Here is a 22,941-nt window from a genome sequence, read left to right as displayed (position 1 = left end):
TAACGCAAAAAGCCCGGCCCTGTACATCAGGGTCGGGCTTTTGTATTTCATAAACAAGGGTTAATGATCGCCGTGACCGTGATAGCCTCCACCATTTCCATGGTCGCCGCCACCGTGGTTATCGCCACCGTTTCCGCGGCCATTGTCATGATGGTCGTTTCCACGTCCTTGATCGCCGTGGTTACCATTTCCCCGTCCCTGGTTGCCATGGTTGTCTCCGCCACGGAACTCATGGTTTCCGTCATGGTTTCCGCGATACCTGTCATCATGCGAGTCGCGGATGATGGTTTGATGACCGCGATATCCTCTGTATCTACCGTATTGAACCCTGTCCTGTTGGAAATTTAAGTAGGGGCGTGGCCTGTTTACAACAACCTTATATCCTGAATATAGGTCATAATTGGCGTAACGCGGTGGTAAACTTGCCGAAAATACCCAACGGCCGTTACTCATATAAATAAACTGGTGGTTGGAAACATTGTAATAGCTTTCAATATCCGGCATGTAATAATAATCGGCGTGGTCGTAGCCAACAGGCCCCCAGGTAGGTTGCGAGCCTATATTTAAGCTGATGCTGAATTGCGCTTTAGTTTTGCTTACTCCGGCCATCATTAAAAAACCGATAGCGAGCAACACAATAGAATACTTTTTCATAAGATTTAAAATTTAGTTATTTGCAATAGTTAGTCAATTATTGTACCGAAATATATTTTGCCTATACCGATAAATGGGAATAAGCTTATATTTGGCACCGCTTATGGGCTAAATACAAGCCCTTAGCCGATTAGAAATGACAAATACCGTACTTGCGAACATTGATAAATATGAATTGGTTGTAGGCTTAGAAGTACACGTACAGCTTTCAACAAACACCAAAATCTTCTCGGCCGACTCAGCTGCTTTTGGCGGCGGGCCAAATACGCATATCAGCCCCGTTTCGCTTGGGCACCCGGGCACCTTGCCACGTACCAATGCCAAAGTGGTTGAGTATGCGGTTAGGTTAGGTTTGGCATTGGGCAGCAAAATTAACCTGAACAATCATTTTTCGCGCAAAAACTACTTTTATGCCGACCTGCCCAAAGGTTATCAGATAAGTCAGGATACCGAACCGATATGTATCGGCGGCACTGTTGAGGTGCGCCTTAAAAGCGGCGAAGTCAGGAATATCGCCATACACCACATCCACATGGAAGATGATGCCGGCAAAAGCATGCACGACCAGGACCATACCCAATCGCTCATCGACCTGAACAGGGCAGGGGTGCCATTGCTGGAGGTTGTATCGGAACCCGACCTGAAAAGTGCCGAAGAAGCACAGCAGTACCTCACCGAACTGCGTAAATTAGTACGCTATCTCGATATTTGCGATGGCAATATGGAAGAAGGCAGTATGCGTTGCGATGCCAACATATCGGTGCGTTTAAAAGGCTCCACCAAATTAGGCAACCGTTGCGAGGTAAAGAACTTAAACTCGATACGCAACGTGCAGCGCGCTATTGAGCACGAATTTGCCCGTCAGGTGGAAGTAATTGAGGGCGGCGGCACTATCGACCAGAACACGCTTGATTTTGATGCCAATACAGGTGAAACATCCGTACTGCGCTCCAAAGAAATGGCGAACGATTACCGTTATTTCCCCGACCCCGATTTACCACCAATTGTATTGACCGAAACTTATGTTGATGATATCCGCAAGGCTATGCCCGCTTTGCCCAAAGAGTTGTACCATAAATATATCGACCAATTGGACCTATCGGCTTATGACGCCTCGGTAATTACTGCCGATAAGGACGTGGTGCAGTATTTTGAGGCATTGATCAGGGAAACTTCCAACTATAAATCGGCAGCTAACTGGCTGATGGGGGCGGTAAAATCGTACTTAAATGAAAACGGTGTCGGCGTCAAAGATTTCAAGCTATCGCCGGTGCAACTGGCCGGACTTATCGCATTGGTTGACAGTGGTAAGGTGAGCAATTCGGTGGCGGCACAAAAAGTATTTCCTGCATTGGTGGGGCAACCCCATCAAACTGCGGGCCGTATTGCTGAAGAACTGAACCTGCTGATTGATGAGGATGGCACCGACGTAACTTCGTTTATAAAAGCCGCGCTGGCCAAACATCCCGATAAGGTAAAAGAATACCATAACGGTAAAAAAGGCGTTTTAGGCTTGTTTATGGGCGATATCATGAAACTATCGAAAGGCAAAATCGACCCCAAAAAAACCAATCAGCTATTAATCGAAATATTGGAAGCATCCCGATGAGAACAAAATTTTCTATCCTTGTTATCGTATCATTGTTAGCAATTGCCTTTAGCGGTTGCAAAGACAAAAATGCCTTTTTTATAAAAGGCAAAATGGAAAATGCAGGTAAAACAAAAACGGCATATCTGTATAAAACCGACTCCACCCAAGTTGGTGGTATGACCATGATAGACTCCGTATCATTGACCGACGGCGAGTTTTCCTTCAAACGCCAATCTGCATACCCGCAACTTTACGAAGTGCTGTTAGGCGGCTTCCCTATAAACCTTATTGCCAAAAACGGCGACGACATCAATATAAAGCTCGATGGCAAAGATACAACAGCCGACTATATCGTCACCGGCTCCGACGACTCGGAGAAGATGAAAGAATGGCAAAAAACCAGCAATCATTATTCGTATATAACCGGCTCAATAAACCATGCTTATACCGAAAAGATAAAAGAGGCAAAAAATAAAGCCGATTCCAACGCGATACTTGCGATGTATCTACCTAAATTCAATAAAAACATTGACGACGCCAGCAAAGCAACACTCAAATTTGTGAACGAGAATACAAACTCGTTGACTGCATTTTATGCCGCCATAACGCTCGACAGAATAAAATACGAACAACAATTGGTGGCATACGCCGATTCGATCAAAGTTACGTTTAAGGGCAATCCGGCGATTGAGGCATTTGTTAAGGATATGGCCTCAATAAAGCCGGTTTCTATTGGCCATGCGGCCCCCGACTTTGTACTTATCGACTCGGACAATAAGCCTGTTAAACTATCCGACTATAAAGGTAAGTACGTGATGCTCGACTTTTGGGCATCATGGTGTGCGCCTTGCCGCCAGGAAAACCCTAATGTTGTTAAGGCTTATGCAAAGTATAAAGATAAAGGCCTCAATATTTTAGGCATCAGCCTTGACGAGGACCGGAAGCCCTGGTTGGCCGCCGTGGCCACTGACCATTTAACCTGGCGCCACGCTGCCGAGTTTAAACGTTTTGACGGGCCTACGGTGAAGCTGTACAAGGTGGAAGCCATCCCTTCCAATTTTATTATTGACCCACAAGGTGTTATCATCGCAAAAAATATAGCAGGCACCGAACTTGAAGATTTTTTAAACAAAACGTTCAATAAGTCTCATTAGTAAGTTAAGTTAATGTAACTATTAACAATTTGTTAATATTGGGGTAATGTTTTAGTACCTTTAAGCTTATACATTTACGGAAAAAATAACCTATGAGCATTTCGAAGCAAAAAATCCTGATCGTTGATGATGAACCGGATATTTTAGAGCTGATCGAATACAACTTAAAAAAAGAAGGCTATCAGGTTTATACGGCCAGCAACGGTCAGGAAGCTGTTTCCGAAGCAAAAAAAGCACTTCCCGACCTTATTATCCTCGACATTATGATGCCTAAGATGGACGGGATAGAAGCCTGTCGTATTATGCGCACTATGCCCGAGTTTAAAAATACCTTCATGGTTTTTTTGACGGCCCGCAGCGAAGAGTACTCCGAAATTGCCGGCTTTAACGTTGGCGCCGACGATTACATAGCCAAACCCATTAAGCCCCGTGCCTTGGTGAGCCGTATAAACGCCATCCTGCGCCGCAACTCACCAACCGAAGAAGTATCAGACAACAAACTCGAAATAGGCGACCTGGTGATTGACCGTGAAGCTTATCTGGTATTCCAGGGCGGTAACAAGGTTGTGCTGGCCAAAAAGGAATTTGAACTGCTATACCTATTGGCATCAAAACCCGGAAAAGTATATACCCGCGAAATCATTTTAAAGAACATTTGGGAAGACAGCGTGGTGGTTACCAACCGCACCATCGACGTGCACATCCGTAAACTACGTGAGAAACTGGGCGAAACTTATGTTTCCACCGTTAAGGGCGTAGGATATAAGTTCGAACTACATTAATTGCACAAACGGTCATGCCGAACTTGTTTCGGCACCCCATCAGAACGATAAACGAACGATAAGTCAGCTTGCAGCTTAGCGAGTGAGGTCCCGAAACAAGTTCGGGATGACTTTTCATTTATTTCTTGCGATATTTGCGGCAGAATGAAAATACCCAATTTCCGCGATCTTATCCTGTTCGAAGATCCTGATATCATCGTTGTAAACAAACCGCCCTTTGTCAGTTCGCTCGACGAACGTGAAGGCGGCGAAGTGAATATGCTGCGTTTAGCCAAGGCTTACTCGCCCGATGCACAGATATGCCACCGCCTCGACAAAGAGACCTCTGGTGCACTCATTATTGCCAAAAACCCCGAAGCCTACCGCTTTGTGTCGATGCAGTTTGAGCGGCGCAAGGTTAAAAAGATATACCACGCTGTTATCGAAGGCACCCATGTGTTCGAGGATTTGCAAATTGACCTGCCCATCCTTAACGTTGGTAAAGGCAATGTAACCATCAGCCGCCAGGAAGGCAAAAAGGCCGAAACCCATTTCCAATCGCTTAAATACTACAGACACTATACTTTGGTGGAGTGTCGCCCTGTAACCGGCCGCATGCACCAGATCCGCATCCACCTGGCCACCCAACGCGCCTCCATCGCCGGCGACGAGATGTACAAAGGTAAGCCTGTTTTCCTATCAGAGATCAAACGCGGCTACCGCATCGGTAAAGATCAGGAAGAACTGCCCATTATGAAGCGCTTTGCCCTGCATGCTTATGAGGTTACCTTCAAAACCAACGAAGACACCGAAGTAACCATACACGCCCCATACCCCAAGGATTTTGATACCCTGTTAAAGCTATTGGATAAGTTTGATTCGTAGCGGGATTTCACTGATTTTTATTTGATTACACCGATTTACCGGATGTTCATTATGGGTAAATATGGGTGCTGTTTTTTATTTCGGAGTTCGAATGTTCAATGTCGAATTTTTCAATTCCATTTTACATCCTTTGTCGTCCATCGCTATGGGTATTTATGGGTATATTTTCAAAGAACATTTCTTTTGTGTCCCGGCTATTGACTCCTTAGCCTGCAATCCATACAATATCGCGAAAATTGACGGGAAAAGCAAATTGTAGATAAATTACCCTACATTTAATCATCAAATGGAAAAGCTACTTACCGACATCAGGGCCTGCACTGTTTGCCAGTCATTTCTGCCCAACCCGCCACGACCTGTTGTGCAGGCCGGCAAGGGTGCCAGGATTGCCATCATCGGACAGGCCCCCGGCCAAAAGGTACAAAACAGCGGCATCCCTTGGGACGATGTGAGCGGCAACGAACTGCGCCGTTGGCTGGGTGTTACCAAAGAGCAGTTTTACAACGAGGCTATTTTTGCTTTAGTGCCGATGGGTTTTTGCTACCCCGGCAAGGGCACCTCGGGCGATATGCCACCCCGACCCGAATGTGCGCCGCTATGGCACCAAAAATTGTTTGCCTGCATGCCCGATATTAAGCTCACCATCCTTATCGGCCAATACGCTCAAAACTATTACCTCAAAACAAACAGCAAAACCAACCTTACCGAAACCGTGCGTAACTTCAACCATCATTTGCCCAACTTTTTGCCGCTGGTACACCCATCGCCCCGTAACAAAATATGGCAAAAAAAGAACCCCTGGTTCGAAACAGACGTAGTACCGCTGTTAAAACAAATAGTAATTGATGTGATGTAATTATGCGGTCTCACTGTAGTTGCCGACTACAGGCATAATAGTTGGTAAGCAACTACGAACAGCAGAAAAAAGCTCCGTAACTTTCAGCTTTCTGCTTCAAGCTTTTTTCGGCTTTTTCTTCTTCGCATCCAAATAATCCTGCCTGATTTTGATCAGATCTATCGGCGCGCAATCTGTTATCAGGGCGGTAGCAACAGTCAGGGGCATTTCCCCGCCGTCTTTAAAATTTATACAGCCTTTCTGTATTTTGGCGTTGGGCAGCAAGGCTTCATATTTTTGATGCATCGGTGCGTTCATATACATGGGCAGCACGTGCAGGCTCATATAATCTTTCACACTCGCCAGCGCGTATTTCATATGGCCACGGTCATTATACAATATCATCTGCTTGCCCATCATGCTGCCCACAACAGGTTCAACGCTGGGGTCGTTCTTTAAAATGGCCGCATGCAGCTGCTGCAACAAAGGCAGGCGGGTAGGATCTTGCTGGTTGAGGTGCTCGGTGATGGTCATGATGGGGTTGGATTTGTTAATGTTTAAAAAAATATATAATGTTAGAAAAATCAATACTAATTTTTTTAGATTTTGTGTAACTTTACACAATGAACATTTCAAATTTAGCATTAAAATTAATTGTTCTTTTATTCCCTGGTTTATTAGCAGCTTTGTTATATAGGAGGCTGACAGTTAGGCATAAAGAAAGGTCTGATTTTATGTTTGTTTTGATTGCTATTACTGAAGGAGTCGTTTCCTATTTAACGATTCAGACATTATACTACCTGTATATTTTTGTTAATAATTTGTTCGCAAAATATAAATTAGAATATGAGACGATACATGCGTTTAAGGACTTAAATAACAGTAATATAATTCCTTACAACGAAATAATGTTAGCAAGTTTGGCTGCTACGTTTATAGGGCTAATTAGCGTTAAAATAAGTCACCATAATCTATTGAATAAATACGCTTTTAAATTAGGGATTTCAAACAAATACGGCGACGAAAATCTTTATTCCAATTTTCTAAATGAAAACTGCTTATCATGGGTATATGTTAAAGACATTCCTAATGAATTAGTTTATCTTGGATCTGTTCAAGCATTTTCTGAATCAGAAGATTTTAAAGAACTGGTGTTAAATGAAGTTACAGTTTATCGGTATTTTAAAGATGAAGAATATAAAGAATTATATGAAATACCGAAAATATATATCAGTTTACCTAAAGACAAAGTAATAATAGAACAAGCAAATTTAATAGAACCGGAAAAAAATGAAAAAGGAGTTAGTTAAGTTAAATTACGTCAAAGTAGATGTAAAAAGTAACCAAGTAAAACCACCCACTAATATTTTAAAAATAAATGTGGCGAAGCCTGGTCCTGGGTCAAACCCTAAAAAATAGTTAGGCAATACGCTCTTTTTTGCGCTCGTGTCTAACTATTAAGTTAACATTATTCAGAGTTTGCAATTCTGCTTAGCGCAAATGGTGGCAAATGCCATACCACATTAATGATATATTTGTTTGAAAATTCTATTTAAATGGTTATAGGACAAATAGGGGCGATTCTTGTTGATATTGAACAAATAGATTTCCGTGGTCATTCAAGCTTTTTTGACTATGACCTTATTATAATGGATTTGCATCACATTATTCGACAATTCGGAGTAACCAATACGGAAACCCCAGAGTCGATTGTGGTAATCAGTAATTTCGAGGATGAGTGCAAACGAACATTTTGATGAGTTGAAGATTTATTTAAATCATGGAAAAAAGTTAGTTATTATTATTCCGGCGCCCAAGAAAATCAATCAACTTGTCAAGAATACAAGTATTGAAGATTTTTGTCCTTTCTTTTCATACAAAACAGTTAAATACACGGGGAGGAATTACGATATACTAGAGTCACCATTCAAGGACTTTTTTTTAAGGCAAAAGAAATACTTGAGTTATAAATCGTATGTAGATACTAAGCCCCAAAATGTCATCGCGAAAGTCAAAGAAATTGACAAATGTATTTCATTTTATGAAAGGGGTATTTTATTTATTCCGGAAATTGATCAATCAATAAATCGTGGTTTACTTAAAGTTGAACGAAATACTTTTCTTTATGATTTGGAAAAATGTATGTCTGTGATTGAAACCGACGATGTGATAATAAAAACCGGACCTGTATGGTTGAATAATTATCATGTTTTTAATGAAAGAGACCTAATTAATGATAGAATCAAATTAACTGAGGAAATAGCTAAAATAGAAGCAAATGTTAGAAATATAGACAATAAACTTCTAAGTATTAAAGAGTTTAAAACCCTTTTATCGAGCGGAGGTAAAGATTTAGAGTTAATAGTTAGAAGTTGTTTGGAGGAAATTGGATTTGAAATACTTGAAACAAAAGAAGGCCGTGACGATTTGCGATTAAAATACTTGGAGCAATATTTTGTAATTGAAATAAAGGGATTGACTAAATCTGCCGCAGAAAAAAACGCAGCACAGTTGGAAAAATGGAGTAGTGAGTTTCATTTAGAAATGGATTTTAAACCAAAGGCAATATTAATTGTAAATGCATTTAAAGACAAGCCTTTACAAGATAGGACAGAGGATGTGTTTCCAAATCAAATGTTAAAGTTCTCTTCAAATAGAGAGCATTGTTTGATGAGTACAACCCAACTTTTGGGAGCTATGGTTGCCTTTAGAAACAATGAAACTTCAATAGATGAACTTGTAAATTCTTTGACTGAAACCAACGGTGTATACCCGCATTATTTGGATTGGAATAAGTTTATCAATATAGAAAGTGCTATGTCTAACCCACAATCCTCAACTTCGCAAACTTCAGCAACAACTGTTTTTGCCCAACCTCTTTAAAAAATATGGTGGCTTTTAAATCGGGTTTGGTATCCATGCTCACCACTTTGCCATAGCCAAAACGCTCGTGCTCCACTTCCATGCCCACCTGCAGGTTGCTGGTATCGCTTGGCGCGAAGCCCGCCGAGGGCACATGCGCTTTCGCGAGGATGGAGGTTGTTTTGGGCCTGGGTGCCGCGGCACCCTTTGGCGCGATGGCGGGTTTAGGTTTGCTGAATGCATCCTTGCTGGCCCATTCGCTGCGCTCATCGTCAAAAAACGGGTTGCCGGTAGGCTGTTTTTTGGCGGTAAAATCAAGCTCCAAATATTGCGCGTCTATCTCATCCAAAAAGCGGCTCGGTTCGCAACTGATCAGCGTACCAAACTTAAACCGCGATGTGGCATAACTGATGGTAAGCTTGCTTTCGGCACGGGTAACGGCCACGTAAAACAGGCGCCGTTCCTCTTCTAGGTCGCTGCGCGAGTTCAAACTCATTTGCGAAGGGAACAAATTCTCTTCCAAACCCACCACATACACATGCGGAAATTCGAGGCCCTTGCTCGAGTGTATCGTCATTAGCGATACCGTATCGGCATCCTTGTTCTTGTCGTTATCGTCGTTGGTGAGCAGGGCAATGTCCTGCATAAAAACATCTAAGCCTTTTTCTTCAATGTCCTCGCGCTCGCTAAACTCTTTTATACCATTCAGCAGTTCCTGTATGTTTTCGTAGCGGTTCAGGCCCTCTACGCTTTTGTCCTCGTACAGGTCTTTTAACAAGCCGCTGTGCTGCGCGATGTGCAGGGCGGCATCATAGGCGTTAAGGCTTTTGGTGATCACCTGGAAGCTCTGTATCATCGTTACAAAGGGATATATCAGGGCGTTAATGCGTCCGTCAAGGTATTGTTGACCGTCGGCCATGATCTCCCAAACGGTCTTGTCTTTTTCACCGGCGGTGATAATGATCCTGTCCACCGTCGTATCGCCAATACCGCGTTTTGGATAGTTGATCACCCGTTTCAAGGCTTCTTCATCACTCGGGTTAAACGTGAGCCGGAAGTAGGCGATCAGGTCCTTTATTTCCTTACGTTGATAAAATGACAGGCCCCCGTATATTTTGTAAGGGATATTGAGCTTGCGCAAACCTTCCTCCATAGAGCGGGATTGCGCGTTGGTGCGGTATAGTATCGCGAAATCGTGCCAGTTCATGCCCTTATTGGCACGCTCCTGCATGATCGATTCGGCCGTCATCTTACCTTCCTCGTTATCGCTGAAGGCACGCAGTATCTTTATCTTGTCGCCCTGTTCTTTCTCGCTGTAAACGTTCTTTTTTAGCTGCTCTTTATTGTTGGATATGATGCTGTTGGCCACGTTCACAATGTTCTGCGTGGAGCGGTAGTTTTGCTCCAGCTTAAACACTTTCAGGTCAGGATAATCCTTCTCAAAATTCAATATGTTCTGGATGTTCGCCCCGCGAAAGGCATAGATACTCTGCGCGTCATCGCCCACCACACAAATATTCTCGTTTATCGAGGCCAGTTTCTTCACGATAAGGTATTGCGAAAAGTTGGTATCCTGATACTCGTCCACCATCAGGTATTTAAACTTGTTCTGGTATTTGTACAGCACATCGGGGTGCAGTTTCAGCAGTTCGTTGGTTTTGTACAGCAGGTCATCAAAATCCATCGCCCCGGCGCGGAAGCAGCGGTTCACATAGTTTTCAAAAATTTTGCCCAGCATGCCACGTCCGCTCGAAAAATCGTCGGCCTGTATGCCATCATTGCTTTGATATTCCTGCCAGCTGATCAGGTTATTTTTTGATGCAGATATGCGGTTCAACACAAAATTGATATTGTACAGCTTATCATCGAGGTTCATTTCCTTTACGATGGCGCGCAGCACGCTTTTGCTGTCGTCGGTATCGTAAATGGTAAAGTTGTTGGGATAACCTATCTTATCGGCCTCCACGCGCAGTAATTTGGCAAACACGGAGTGGAAGGTACCCATCCAGATGTTTTTGGCCTCGGGGCCTGCGGCATGCATAATACGCTCGCGCATTTCGCGGGCGGCCTTGTTGGTAAAGGTAAGTACCAGTATGTTGAACGAGTCGACGCCCTTATGTATCAAATGCGCCACCCTATATGTAATAACCCGTGTTTTGCCCGAACCCGCGCCCGCGATGATCATCACTGGCCCTTCGGTTTGTAATACCGCCTCACGTTGCGATGGGTTTAATCCCTGTAAATAATCCAAAATCTGCTCCTCTTTTCTATGTGGACGAAATTAGCGTTTTGCCCGCAAAGGGCATAGCGTATAGCGCATGGAGTATTACACATTTTTTACGGGATGTGGAAAAGGGTTGTGTTGCCACGAAGGCACAAAGACACGAAGCCGGTCAATTTCTGAAAGATGTTCACGCAAAGCCGCGAAGGCGCTAAGTTTTTTAGTGTCTCCGTGCCTTAGTGGCCTAAAAAAATCGGCGATGACCTATGAGCCATGAACAAACCGCCTCATCAACACATCAGTCTGCTTATCATTCCCCAGCATAAAATAATGGGTTTGGAAAGCTTCAAACCCATTGCGTTGGTAAAAACGGATAGCGCGGGTATTGCTTTCCCAAACGCCCAGCCAGATATAGTTGAGCGCACGGCTTTGCGCGATACTCGCGGCATGATTGATCAATAAGCCGCCGATGTTTTTGTTTTGATGCCCCGCCGATACATATATCCGCGAGATTTCTACACCTTCCTGTTCCTGGAACTCGGCCTGGGCACTTCCGAAATTCAATTTGATATAACCAACCAAAACACCCTCATCCTCCACAAAATAAAACTCCGACTCAGGATCGATCAGTTCGCGCTCCATTTGTTCGATGGTGAAAGCTTGCGCTGTATAAATAGCCATATTCTCGGCAGTATTCTGCTGCGCAAAGGCATCAAAAAAAGTCTTTTTGCTGAAGTTTAAAAGCGTATCGGCATCTGCCAGGCTTACGTTACGGATATGCATATAAATAATCAAAAAATAAGCTTTCGTCTAAAGGTCAAAAATTTTCCGCAGGTTGTTGTTGATTTGTGTTTTGACATCATCACCGATATGTCCCAATAATCCGGCTGCGAGCGTTTTCTCAATAGTCGCAATTTTACTGAGCCTGATGAGGGACGGTCTCTTGATTCCGTTTAACAGGTCGGGTTCAATAAGTGTATCTGTAACTTCCTGCCAGTGAAGTTGGGTTGTGATGAATGCAACGGTATAATCAGTATTTGTTTCTGCTAAAACCAAAGCTGGTCTTAGTTTCATGCCCGTTAGGTCGGTAAAAGGAAAGGGTATTAGCAGAATATCGCCCTTAGTCATTAAAACTTTTCTTTCAAATCGTTTAACGAATAAATGTCTTCATCGTCATTCAAAAAACTAAATGTATCAGAATTGGAAACAAGATATTGTATGCCCGATTGAAGTTCAGATTCATCTTGTTTGATAGAAATGTATTCTACAAAATCAGCTATCTCTTGTACCTTGTCAGGTGCGAGTCCATCCAGCAGACGGACGGTTTTTTCAATTATTGCTTCCTTTGTCATCTGTAAATTGGAATTAAGATAAATCAAAGTAAAATTAATTATTTTGATTTAGACTATCAAGTGGGACAATACTTAGCCTAATGCTGCCCCAGCCGTTCGCAATCAATCAGCGAATACAGCTGCTTCGACACAAAATTGATGGTGCTATCGGCATAAGTGTTTGATGTAACATAAGGTGTAGCGCCCGCGCCTTTAAAAGTGTAAAACTTGGAGTTGAAACTTTGACTGGTGGCTGCCGAATCGATCAGGTAACTGCCGTAAAGCATAGTCGTGGTAAAAGGACTTACCACACCCGAATGGTAGGGGATACTGGCATCTTTCGAGCCATGTACCATGATAAGCGGCACAGGGTTGTTTATCCAATCGATATCCAATATGGCCCCCGACAGGCCGATGACCCCGGTAATTTTGGATGAGTAAGGTGCGGTGTTGGTACTACCTTCAAGTCCGCCAAGGTTGCTCAACAACGTATGGTCTCCCGCAGCCGAAAATTCGGCTACATTGTTTAAAAACCCCATTTGCAAAGCGATAATAGCGCCCGAAGATTCGCCGGCAATAAATATCTGTGCGGTATCTATACGGTAAGGGTTACCCTGTTCAACAGCAGTTTGTTTAAAGTAGCGTACAGCTGCTTTGGCATCCTGAACGGCGCGCACCTGGGCTGCTATCACATCAGCATCTCCATTGGGGCCAATACCCAAACGGTAATCTATACTGGCCGTAACATAGCCCATTTTAGTAAAGCTTTGACAAAATTTATTGGGCCAGGCATCGCTGCGTGTGCCGCCGGTAAAACCCCCGCCATGGCAGTATATAATGAGTGGCCTGCGGGCCAACGTGTCGGATGCAGGTTGGTTGATGAGCATTTGAAGGGTTTGATTTTTCCCGGTATAGTCGGGTGCCTGCCCGAAAGTTACGGTAGTACTGGTAAATGTAAAAGTTTGTGTAGTAAAACGGTTTGTCGGGCAAACGTATCCTGCGTAGGTGGCTATATCACCTTTACTGCATCCCAAAACAGAAATGCAGGCAATGAATGCGATGCACAACGCAAAAAGTAAATACTTACGCATAGGTAGCCGGAGTAGATATAGCTTTAACTATACTTAATACGGAAGGTTTAACCGTAGGTTATTTAATTATCGTAATTGTGTTTTTATATGACAATCATATTACACACTGCTAATAATGTAAAGTCTTCATTTTGTGCATGAAAGGTCTTCTAAACGTATTTTAAGTATGTTTTTTGGTTGAAGACTTTATAAAATAATGTATTGCAGCTAAAACATTTGTTGCCTTATTGTGCTTTTAGGCATATATAAGCTTTATTAACCATGAACGATCAGAATATAGCGGCCCAAACCAAAATAGAAGGCATGGGCGCCGTGTTGCAACCCAAAGGCGTACATTTTAGGGTATGGGCACCCCATGCCGAAAGTGTTTTTGTTACCGGCAATTTTAGTAACTGGGAACAATATACGCACCAAATGGTGCACGAAGATAACGGCTACTGGGCCGGTTTTGTAGAACATGCCAAGGATGGCGACGAATATAAATATGTGTTAAAAACACCATCGGGAGAGCTGTTACGCAACGACCCTTATGCACGGGCGTTGACCAATTCGGTAGGTAATTCTATTGTTTACAACAATACCTCTTTTGATTGGGGCAGCGCGCAATTCGATATGCCCACCTGGAACAAGCTGGTGATATACGAATTGCATATAGGCACCTTTAATGTAAAAACAAAAGGCAACCCCGGCGATTTTTACAGTGCGATAGAAAAGCTCCCATACCTGAAAGACCTCGGCATCAATGCCGTTGAAATTATGCCGCCCTTCGAGTTCCCCGGCGGCTTTTCGTGGGGATATAACCCGTCATACCCTTTCGCCATCGAAAGCGAATATGGCGGTCCCGATGCTTTTAAAGCATTTGTTAAAGCCGCGCATGAACAGGGGATAGCCGTTTTATTGGATGTGGTATATAACCACTTCGGGCCTACAGATATGGACCTGTGGCAGTTTGATAGTTGGAGCGAGAATGGCAAAGGCGGTATCTATTTTTATAACGATTGGAAATCGGAAACCCCCTGGGGCGATACCCGACCGGATTACGGCCGGCCCGAAGTACGCCAATACATCAGGGACAACGCTTTGATGTGGCTCGAAGAATACCGGGTGGATGGTTTGCGGATGGATATGATTGTTTACATGCGCAATGTGCATGGCGATGAAAGCGAAGGCAGCGTTTTAAGCGATGGTTTGACTTTGTTGCAATGGATAAACGGGGAAGTGGCGGCAAAATTCCCCTGGAAAATTACGATAGCCGAAGACCTGCACCGTTTGGATTCGGTAACCAATGGCTTGGATACGTATGAAGGCTTAGGCTTTGGCGCGCAATGGGATGCCGATTTTGTGCACCCGGTGCGGGCGGCGCTTATAGCGCAATTTGATCAGGACCGCAATATGGATTCGATATTGGCCGCGCTGATGCGCCAGTACAGCGGCAACGCCTTTAAACGGGTGATATATACCGAAAGCCACGATGAAGTGGCCAATGGAAAGTCGCGCGTGGCAGAAGAAATTGCAAGCAGCGATGTGAACAACTGGTACTCAAAAAAACGTGCCTCGTTAGGTATAGCGATGGTACTGACAGCGCCGGGCATACCGATGATATTTCAAGGGCACGAGTTATTGGAGGATAAATGGTTTTCGGATACCGACCCGATTGATTGGAAACGTGTGAAGAAATTCAATGGCTTTGTAAAACTGCACCGCGACCTCATAAAACTGCGTTTGAATTATAACAACAACACCGAAGGCTTATCCGGACAAAATACCCATGTTATCCGAGTAGATAACGAAAAGAAAATCATCGCATACAACCGTTTCCAAAATGTGGTAAAGGGCGATGTTACACTGGTCATCCTCAATTTTTCGGACAATGGATATACAGACTATCGCATTGGTTTTGCCGAGCCCGGTTTGTGGAAAATACGTTTTAACAGCGACTGGGATGGCTATGATAAAGATTTTGGCGATTTTGAAACCTTAGACACCGAGGCCGTTCAAGGCGAGTGCGATGGTATGCCTTTTAACGCCAATATCGCTATTGCGCCATATTCGGCAATCATTTTATCGCAGGATAGGGAATAGTCAGTTAAATAGTTTGTGTCTTTTTATAGGCTTGTTGTTCTTTATTTTTATGGCATGGAAAACCGATGGGATATCGCTTTCCCATTTTTTCAGGAGCAGCAGGATTGCTATAGTTTCGAGTTTTGATATAATGCCCCAATAGAAGGTAATACCGAACAGGATGACCGAATGATCTGTGGCTATGACTTGTGTTAAGGTGAAAAAAAGTATCAGCGCCCATAGTTTGGAAGATAAGGCATGCACTGCCACATCTTTTCTGAATCTGATAAAACTTACAGCATAACACCCAACTTCAAGCCCTATCAATATACAAATGGCAATAAAGTTGGTTTTAAAAAAGGCCGGGCTGATGATATAACAGGCGGCGGCAACAGCCAGCCAAAAAAACGTATCCACGTTTGAATCCATCCTACGCAGCCTGTCCGTCGCAACGTTCAATTGCCGGGCAATTATCCCATCAAAAATATCTGTTAACAGGCCGAGCAGTATCAGTCCTATAATTATTGTACGGAAGTGTGTTATCCTGTAATAGGCGATTGGAACGATAGCCAAACCAAGCAATATTCTGGAATAAATGAGTGCGACAGGGATTTTTTTCATGGAAATTTAATGTTGTGTATAGTAAAGTTAAATCACCCACTTTTCACATTTCTCCAAAAATACCTCATCTGCATCGGCGCCAATGCCGGGCGTATCGACTATGTCTAAAAAGTAACCGTCGAACTTGACCCCGCCGACACAAGGGTCTTCCAAATGGCCCAGCATACAGGTGTCCAAATCATAAAAACGGATATTCGGGCTAGCGTAAACAAAGTGCAGCTTGGCGCTCAGCGCAATGCGGCTTTCCAGCATACCGCCCATCATGCAGGCTATTCCGGCACTCGCGGCGGTATCCTGTATTTTTATCGCCTCGTTTATACCGCCCGATTTGGAAAACTTGATATTGATATAATCACAGCTATGGCTTTTTATCTGCTTGCGGGCATCGTGGTGGTTGTACACGCTCTCATCGGCCATAATTTTGATAGGGGATAGTTGGAGCAGTTCGGGCAGGCTATCATCAAACCAGGTACGCATGGGCTGCTCGCAAAATTCGATATCGTATTGCCCCATTCCCTGCAAGGCCATTACCGCATCATCAAAACTCCAGCCCTGGTTGGCGTCGATGCGTATCTTCACGTCCGGGCCAACCGCTTCGCGGATGCCTTTAACGCGGGCAATGTCAGTTTGCGCATCTTTACCCAATTTAACCTTTAGGATAGTAGCTCCTGATGCAACAAAATCCAGTGCCTGTTTTGCCATAACATCGGGTTCGCCAATGCCGATCGTAATATCGGTTTCCACCACCCGTTTTGTCCCGCCAAGGTATTGGTACAAAGGCTGTCCGGCGTTTTTGGCGGCAATATCATACAGTGCCACATCGAAAGCGCTTTTTATGGTGGTATTGCCTGCAGTAAAACTGTGCAGTTGTTGTAATCTTGCCTCCATATCCAGCGGGTTGGTACCCTTCCATAATGCGGCAAACTCGCGGGCCATCAGCAGACAGGTATCCTGTGTTTCGCCAACAATCATCGGGAAAGCCGAACACTCGCCCACACCATAGATGCCCGCATCGGTATAAACACGGATAAATACATTTTGCGCGTAGTTCATCGTACCCGTGGCAATCGTAAACGGCACCATGGGTATACTAAAGCGGTATATATCGGTATAGCTAATGCGCATGGCTTAAATATAGGATTAAACTTTTTTGAAACTATTTTTTTTTCATCGTAAACAGCAGAACATCAAAATTATACGACTATGCATTTTGGGAAATTGGTAAAAAGCACCGCCGAAAACTATAAAATATCCGTTGATGAAATGGCTTTTTTAATGGATAAACCGGCCGACGAAGTTGCAGCTTTATACGAAACCGAAGACTGGACATCGAGCAATATCAAAAATGCCTCAGAAGCGTTGAACTATGATTTTGGTACCTACCTTAACCGCAGCGCCGAATATGACTTTGTAAAAGAAGCATCGGCAACCAAATATCATGAGATGCTCATCAGCATTAAATACCCGGTTGGTAAAGAAAACAAACTGGAAGCCTGGCTCGAAAGGATGTGGTTGATGGCGCAGTCGATAGGGTTGGAGGCTGAACGGTAATTCCAGCCATCAAATGGTAAAACTTCTTCCCGGGTTTTTATCACAACTTATTTATAACTTATTTTGATTGCAATTTGTCCTATGGCATTATCTATGCTATTTAAATGGTACAAATGATGCCAAATTATGAATAAGCTATCCCAATCCACTTCGCCATATTTACTGCAACACGCTAATAACCCCGTTAACTGGTTTCCATGGGGTGCCGAGGCCTTGCAAAAAGCTAAAGACGAAAACAAACTCATCCTGGTGAGTATTGGTTACTCAGCCTGCCATTGGTGCCATGTTATGGAGCACGAAAGCTTTGAAAATAAGGCTGTTGCTGATGTGATGAACGAGTACTTTGTCTGTATAAAAGTAGATAGGGAAGAGCGCCCTGATATTGACCAGATATATATGAGCGCCGTGCAATTGATGACCGGTCGCGGAGGCTGGCCCCTCAACTGCGTTTGCCTGCCCGACCAAAGGCCTATTTATGGGGGTACTTATTTCCGTAAAAACGATTGGATAGGTCTGTTGGAAAATCTCGCCAACTTTTGGGAGCAAAAGCCCGCCGAAGCTGAGGATTATGCGGTAAAACTAACCGAAGGCATTGTGCAATACGAGAACATCGGTTTGGTAACCGAACAGCACGAAAACACCAAAGCCGACCTGGAAGTTATTGTAAACCCCTGGAAACAATATTTTGATTACCAGGAAGGGGGTCTGGGCCGTTCCCCAAAATTCCCGATGCCGAACAATTGGCAGTTTTTGATGCGCTATGCCCACTTGATGAAAGATGAAGCAGCGCAGGTAATCGTTGGCCTTACACTCGATAAAATGGCCAAAGGCGGCATTTACGATCATATTGGCGGAGGCTTTGCCCGTTACTCAGTTGATAGTCGTTGGCATGTACCGCATTTCGAAAAGATGCTGTACGACAACGCCCAACTGGTTTCGCTGTACGCCGAAGGCTATACCTGCATTGGCGATGAGCAATACCGCAAGGTTGTTGCCGAAACCATAGCTTTTATTGAGCGTGAATTGACATCGGCTGATTTTGGCTTTTACTCGGCACTGGATGCCGATAGCGAAGGGGTGGAAGGTAAGTTTTACACCTTTACGCTGGCAGAAATTGAAACTATTTTGGGTGAGGATGCTGCGTTGTTCAGCATTTATTACAATGTAACCGCCGAAGGCAATTGGGAAGAAGAGCATACCAATATCTTTTTCCGCAAGGACGATGACGCTGCGCTGGCTCAAAAATTAGGCTTGCCGGTCGGTGCGATGCTTGAAAAAATCGAGGAGTTAAAACAAAAAGTATTAACCGCCCGCAGCAAACGCGTTCGCCCGGGTTTGGATTACAAGATACTGGCCTCGTGGAACGGTTTGATGCTAAAAGGGCTGTGCGATGCCTATCGCGCCTTTGATGAACCCGCTTATTTGGAATTGGCTTTAAAAAACGCTGGCTTTATTCAGGATAACCTGATAACGCTATCCGGCAAAATTACCCGTGTTTATGACCCTTCAGATTCGACAGGTAAACTGGACGGAGCCGTGGCGTTTTTAGATGATTACGCACTCATTATCGAAGCGTTTACCAGCCTTTACGAGGTAACTTTTGACGAAGCATGGCTTCAGGCCGCTAAAAAACTGTGCGACAATACCATCAAATACTTTTTTGATAGACAAACCGGCATGTTTTTTTATACGCCTGATGATGGCGAGCAATTGATTGCCCGCAAACTGGAAGTGATGGACAGCGTGATACCGGCATCAAACTCGGTGATGGCGCGCAATTTACATAAACTGAGCTTATTGTTTGATACTGAACAGTATACCGAAATGTCGGCGCAAATGCTGCGCAACGTGAAGAAACAGATGGCCAAGTACGGCTCGGCCTATTCAAACTGGGCTATGTTGCTGCTGGATGATGTGGCCGGTGTTTACGAAATAGCTATTGCAGGGGCCGACGCCGAACAAAGGCGGAAAGAAATGGAAAAAAAGTACATCCCGAACAAAATAATATTGGGCGGAACAAAAGGAAGTTTACCTTTGCTGTACGATAAGTTTGGCGTGCAAACCAGGATATTCGTCTGCAAAGATAAAACCTGCAAATTGCCGGTTGAAAGTGCGGGGGAAGCGTTTAAACAAATCATAAATTAGGATACATAGGCTTGGTTCGTCGATGATATGCTATTTGAAGTATTAACTAAAAAAGAAAAAATATTGACAATGAAAATTCAACCCAACCACGTAGTATCGTTAACTTATGACCTGTTTGTAAAACAGGAAGATGGCTCGGAAGCTTTTGTAGAAAGCGCCACAGAAGAACAACCCTTAACTTTTTTATATGGCGCCGGCCAAATGCTGCCTAAGTTTGAAGAGCATTTGAGTGGCCTGGCAACCAGCGATACCTATGAATTTAACTTGAGCGCAGCCGATGCTTACGGCGCTTATGACGAGGAAGCTGTAGCCAACCTGCCCATCGAGATGTTTAAAGGTACCGATATGCCCGAAATAGGCAGCGTATTGCCTTTGCAGGACAATAATGGCAACCATTTTCAAGGACAGGTAGTATCCATCGCCGAAGACGGTGTGATTGTGGACCTGAACCACCCTATGGCCGGACAAGAACTACATTTTAAAGGTGTTATCTTAAACGTTCGCCCTGCAACCCCCGAAGAACTTTCGCATGGCCACGCCCACGGTCCGGATGGTCATCACCATCACTAAGAAATATAGACATTATAAAAGCCGTCCCGATAAATATCCGGGCGGCTTTTTTTTGCCCCAAAAAACCACCATACCATGACAGTTCAGGACGGTTACGTTTAAACTATTTCGCACTTTTAAGTCTAACCTCATTTAACCTGTAATTACATCTTCCTATCCTAAATGAAATCAAATTTATTTGTTGTTATTTTACTTGGCGCGTTCATGTTTACGGCGCAAGTATCTCGAGCGCAAAAAAAGCAAGTTAACACCACGCCCCCGCCTAAAAACTTCGCCTTGTTTTTTGAGAAAGTGTATGTGCATACCGACCGCGACTATTATGCTACCGGCGATGATATTTGGTTTAAGGCTTATCTGGTGAATGGTTTGAGCAATTATCCCACCTACACCAGCAATAACCTGTATATCGATTTGATTTCGCCCGATGCCAAGATCATGTCGCGCGAGATACTACGTTTGGACAGCGGTATGGGCGTTGGCGATTTTAAACTGACAGATTCGGTACCGGAGGGTGTATATCATTTAAAGGCCTACACCAACTGGATGCGCAATTTTGGTGACAATTTTGTTTTCGATAAACAACTCACCATACACAGCGTGCCGGGTGTAAAAGCAGCCAATCCCACAGTAAAAGGACCGGGCAAGCGTAGTAAAGCCACCGAGGTGGAGCCGGTAGATATTGCGGAAACTTATAAAATAAATTTCTTCCCCGAGGGTGGCTCCATGGTTGACGGGGTGGCCACAGTGGTTGGCTTTAAGGCCGAAGATGCCATGGGCAAAGGGGTGAAGGTAAGCGGCAATGTGAAATCGCCGCAGGGTGACCTGGTAGCACATTTTGAAAGTACCGATTTGGGCTTAGGCAGCTTCACCATATTGCCGGCAGCAGGCGCAACGTATCAGGTGAATGGTACCTATAAAAACGGCCAAACATTTTTTACCCAATTGCCCGATGTGATGAGTGAAGGCTACGCCATCCGCATCAATAATTCCGACACAGCCAACGTGCAGGTTATTATCAGCACCAATCAGAACACGTTCGATAAAAATAAGGGCAAAAATTTAACGCTGGCCACCAAGCATGCCGATAAATACCAATTTGAAGCAAAATTTCCGCTAAATGCTATGCAAATGGCGGTCAATATCCCTAAAGCGCAACTGTCTGCGGGCATCAGCAGCGTTATTTTGTACGATGACCAATTGCACCCCAATTGCGAGAGGCTGGTTTATATCAACCCGAAAAATAATGTCGACCTGAAGGTTGTGACCGATAAAGGTACCTATGCCTCAAAAGAAAAAACAACGCTCACCATTACGGCCACCGATAGCAAGAGTAAACCGGTATTGGCCAATCTTTCATTAGCTGTTGTCGACGAAACCGTAGTCCCTGCTGATGAAAGCAATATAGCAGCTTATTTGTGGCTGCAATCCGACATTCGAGGAAAAATAGAGAACGCCGCCCAATACTTTGATGTGCATAACGCGAGCCGTTTTAAACAGCTCGACCTGTTGTTGTTGACTCAGGGCTGGCGCGATTTTGTTTGGAAACGCCTGCAGGATTCGACGATAAAGCTGAGTTACCTGCCCGAAGCGGGTTTTACCGTATCGGGGAGACTGCGTTCTGTGCTCGTGAATAAAGCCATTCCTAATATGAACATTACCTTATATGCCCCCGGTGCAAAGGGCAATAAGTTTTTTACTGCCCAAACCGATAAGGACGGCAAATATTACCTTGATGGCATTGAGCTGTACGGTAATCAAACGCTCAAATTAACATCGCGCGATGATCGCGGCAAAAAATCGGGTTGGTTGTTTTTGGATACTTTGGCAAACGACCCGTTACCTGTAACACCAGCGCCGGTTTATACTGAAGAACCAAGCCCGCAGGTGGTTGCCTTTGAGCAAGCAAGCAGTGTAAGGGTAAACGAGGCCAATAAGTTTAAGATTTCGAACGTGGTGCAATTGAAACAGGTTAATATTACCGACAAGCCCAAAACGGTGACTTTATTGAACGAAACTTTGACGTCGTTTGGTTACCCGGAATATGAGTTTAATATCAACAAAGCCGACTATACCTGGAAAGATTTGGAAGACTTTTTGGTGCACAAAGTGCCGGGCGCTATAACCAACCCCGATAAAGATAGTGGGATTATGTTCCTTTTTGGTGGGCAAAAAATATTCCCGAGATTTTTAGTAGACGGCCGCGAAGACACCTACGACCGAATAGACTATTATAATTTGACCATGGACCAGATCATCACCGTATCGGTAAGGCATTTGGTAAGTATGGGCGGCGGCGACAGGATATTGGTGTACCTTACCCTAAAACCATCGGCATATGGGAAAAAAGAGTTTAGTTTGGTGGATGAGGATGTTTCGGGCTACTACAATGCACGCACGTTTTATGCGCCTAATTACGAGTACTCGTCAACCAAAAGCGACCAACGCACTACCATACATTGGGAACCAATGATTGTTACCGATGCAAACGGGCAGGCTACCATTTCGTACTATAATGCCGACCCAAAATCGAAAATAAGGGTTTTAGTGCAGGGTTTGACTGATAAAGGGATACCAATTACAGCCACCACCGGCTATAATATAAAATAAC

General features: G+C 44.2%; 21 protein-coding genes. 12 read left to right on the top strand and 9 right to left on the bottom strand.

The features are described from left to right. Positions 1–60 precede the first annotated feature (60 nt). A complete protein-coding gene (locus tag QZX97_RS14985) occupies positions 61–654 on the bottom strand; it encodes a hypothetical protein (protein WP_295649653.1) in 594 nt (197 codons plus the stop codon). A gap of 136 nt (positions 655–790) precedes the next feature. Here QZX97_RS14985 and gatB point away from each other — a divergent pair, with 136 nt between their 5' ends. The 5 genes from gatB (at position 791) to QZX97_RS14960 (ending at position 5,901) form a co-directional block, all read left to right on the top strand. Beyond that, the gene (gene gatB, locus QZX97_RS14980) at positions 791–2,263 is read left to right on the top strand and encodes an Asp-tRNA(Asn)/Glu-tRNA(Gln) amidotransferase subunit GatB (RefSeq protein ID WP_295649650.1); all 1,473 of its coding nucleotides are present in this window, start codon (positions 791–793) and stop codon (positions 2,261–2,263) included. After that, a complete protein-coding gene (locus QZX97_RS14975; RefSeq protein WP_295649647.1) occupies positions 2,260–3,399 on the top strand; it encodes an AhpC/TSA family protein in 1,140 nt (379 codons plus the stop codon). Before gatB ends, QZX97_RS14975 begins: the two co-directional genes overlap by 4 nt. A gap of 92 nt (positions 3,400–3,491) precedes the next feature. Further along, positions 3,492–4,181, top strand: a complete 690-nt coding sequence (locus tag QZX97_RS14970; RefSeq protein ID WP_295649645.1) for a response regulator transcription factor — start codon at positions 3,492–3,494, stop codon at positions 4,179–4,181. A gap of 144 nt (positions 4,182–4,325) precedes the next feature. Continuing rightward, the gene (locus QZX97_RS14965; RefSeq protein ID WP_295649642.1) at positions 4,326–5,045 is read left to right on the top strand and encodes an RluA family pseudouridine synthase; all 720 of its coding nucleotides are present in this window, start codon (positions 4,326–4,328) and stop codon (positions 5,043–5,045) included. A gap of 286 nt (positions 5,046–5,331) precedes the next feature. After that, positions 5,332–5,901, top strand: coding sequence for a uracil-DNA glycosylase family protein (locus tag QZX97_RS14960; protein ID WP_295649639.1), 570 nt, complete (start codon positions 5,332–5,334; stop codon positions 5,899–5,901). Between the two features lie 96 nt (positions 5,902–5,997). On the opposite strand, the gene QZX97_RS14955 is transcribed toward QZX97_RS14960, so the two are convergent. Beyond that, entirely contained in the window at positions 5,998–6,414 is a 417-nt protein-coding gene (locus QZX97_RS14955) for a hypothetical protein (protein WP_295649636.1), read from the bottom strand. 89 nt (positions 6,415–6,503) lie between these two features. Here QZX97_RS14955 and QZX97_RS14950 point away from each other — a divergent pair, with 89 nt between their 5' ends. Both QZX97_RS14950 and QZX97_RS14945 read left to right on the top strand, forming a co-directional pair. Beyond that, positions 6,504–7,190: a hypothetical protein gene (locus QZX97_RS14950; RefSeq protein WP_295649633.1), complete on the top strand. Its 687-nt coding sequence runs from the start codon at positions 6,504–6,506 to the stop codon at positions 7,188–7,190. A 424-nt stretch (positions 7,191–7,614) separates the two neighbouring features. Next, on the top strand, positions 7,615–8,763 hold the full coding sequence (locus tag QZX97_RS14945; RefSeq protein ID WP_295649630.1) for a hypothetical protein: 1,149 nt from the start codon (positions 7,615–7,617) through the stop codon (positions 8,761–8,763). On the opposite strand, the gene QZX97_RS14940 is transcribed toward QZX97_RS14945, so the two are convergent. The 5 genes from QZX97_RS14940 to QZX97_RS14920 all read right to left on the bottom strand — a co-directional run bounded on the left by QZX97_RS14940 (position 8,702) and on the right by QZX97_RS14920 (position 13,385). Beyond that, positions 8,702–10,993 (bottom strand): UvrD-helicase domain-containing protein, encoded by a 2,292-nt coding sequence (locus tag QZX97_RS14940; RefSeq protein WP_295649627.1) that lies wholly within the window; start codon positions 10,991–10,993, stop codon positions 8,702–8,704. The two genes, QZX97_RS14945 and QZX97_RS14940, sit on opposite strands and share 62 nt — an antisense overlap. 234 nt (positions 10,994–11,227) lie before the next feature. Further along, positions 11,228–11,746: a GNAT family N-acetyltransferase gene (locus QZX97_RS14935; protein WP_295649625.1), complete on the bottom strand. Its 519-nt coding sequence runs from the start codon at positions 11,744–11,746 to the stop codon at positions 11,228–11,230. A gap of 27 nt (positions 11,747–11,773) precedes the next feature. After that, positions 11,774–12,091 (bottom strand): type II toxin-antitoxin system PemK/MazF family toxin, encoded by a 318-nt coding sequence (locus QZX97_RS14930; protein WP_295649621.1) that lies wholly within the window; start codon positions 12,089–12,091, stop codon positions 11,774–11,776. After that, a complete protein-coding gene (locus tag QZX97_RS14925; RefSeq protein WP_295649618.1) occupies positions 12,091–12,315 on the bottom strand; it encodes a hypothetical protein in 225 nt (74 codons plus the stop codon). Before QZX97_RS14925 ends, QZX97_RS14930 begins: the two co-directional genes overlap by 1 nt. Positions 12,316–12,392: 77 nt before the next feature. Continuing rightward, the gene (locus QZX97_RS14920) at positions 12,393–13,385 is read right to left on the bottom strand and encodes an alpha/beta hydrolase (RefSeq protein WP_295649615.1); all 993 of its coding nucleotides are present in this window, start codon (positions 13,383–13,385) and stop codon (positions 12,393–12,395) included. Between the two features lie 261 nt (positions 13,386–13,646). Between QZX97_RS14920 and QZX97_RS14915 the strand changes: the two genes are divergently transcribed. Continuing rightward, on the top strand, positions 13,647–15,467 hold the full coding sequence (locus QZX97_RS14915) for an alpha-amylase family glycosyl hydrolase (RefSeq protein ID WP_295649612.1): 1,821 nt from the start codon (positions 13,647–13,649) through the stop codon (positions 15,465–15,467). On the opposite strand, the gene QZX97_RS14910 is transcribed toward QZX97_RS14915, so the two are convergent. Together QZX97_RS14910 and QZX97_RS14905 are read right to left on the bottom strand one after the other, a co-directional pair. Beyond that, the gene (locus QZX97_RS14910; RefSeq protein WP_295649610.1) at positions 15,468–16,067 is read right to left on the bottom strand and encodes a CDP-alcohol phosphatidyltransferase family protein; all 600 of its coding nucleotides are present in this window, start codon (positions 16,065–16,067) and stop codon (positions 15,468–15,470) included. It lies immediately after the preceding gene. Between the two features lie 27 nt (positions 16,068–16,094). Next, positions 16,095–17,192 carry a dipeptide epimerase gene (locus tag QZX97_RS14905; RefSeq protein ID WP_295649607.1) on the bottom strand — a complete coding sequence of 366 codons (1,098 nt, stop codon included), beginning with the start codon at positions 17,190–17,192 and terminating at the stop codon, positions 16,095–16,097. 78 nt (positions 17,193–17,270) lie between these two features. Here QZX97_RS14905 and QZX97_RS14900 point away from each other — a divergent pair, with 78 nt between their 5' ends. From QZX97_RS14900 to QZX97_RS14885, 4 genes are all read left to right on the top strand, one after another. After that, positions 17,271–17,618, top strand: a complete 348-nt coding sequence (locus QZX97_RS14900) for a hypothetical protein (protein WP_295649605.1) — start codon at positions 17,271–17,273, stop codon at positions 17,616–17,618. 126 nt (positions 17,619–17,744) lie between these two features. Beyond that, positions 17,745–19,763 (top strand): thioredoxin domain-containing protein, encoded by a 2,019-nt coding sequence (locus QZX97_RS14895; RefSeq protein WP_295649604.1) that lies wholly within the window; start codon positions 17,745–17,747, stop codon positions 19,761–19,763. A gap of 69 nt (positions 19,764–19,832) precedes the next feature. After that, on the top strand, positions 19,833–20,333 hold the full coding sequence (locus QZX97_RS14890; protein WP_295649602.1) for a peptidylprolyl isomerase: 501 nt from the start codon (positions 19,833–19,835) through the stop codon (positions 20,331–20,333). Between the two features lie 162 nt (positions 20,334–20,495). Then, the gene (locus QZX97_RS14885; RefSeq protein WP_295649599.1) at positions 20,496–22,940 is read left to right on the top strand and encodes a hypothetical protein; all 2,445 of its coding nucleotides are present in this window, start codon (positions 20,496–20,498) and stop codon (positions 22,938–22,940) included. Position 22,941 lies beyond the last annotated feature (1 nt).

This window comes from uncultured Mucilaginibacter sp., from assembly GCF_903893715.1.
In the GTDB taxonomy this organism is placed as follows: Bacteria; Bacteroidota; Bacteroidia; order Sphingobacteriales; family Sphingobacteriaceae; genus Mucilaginibacter.
Note: the sequence above shows the minus strand (reverse complement) of the source record. Positions and strands in the feature narration are given on the sequence as shown.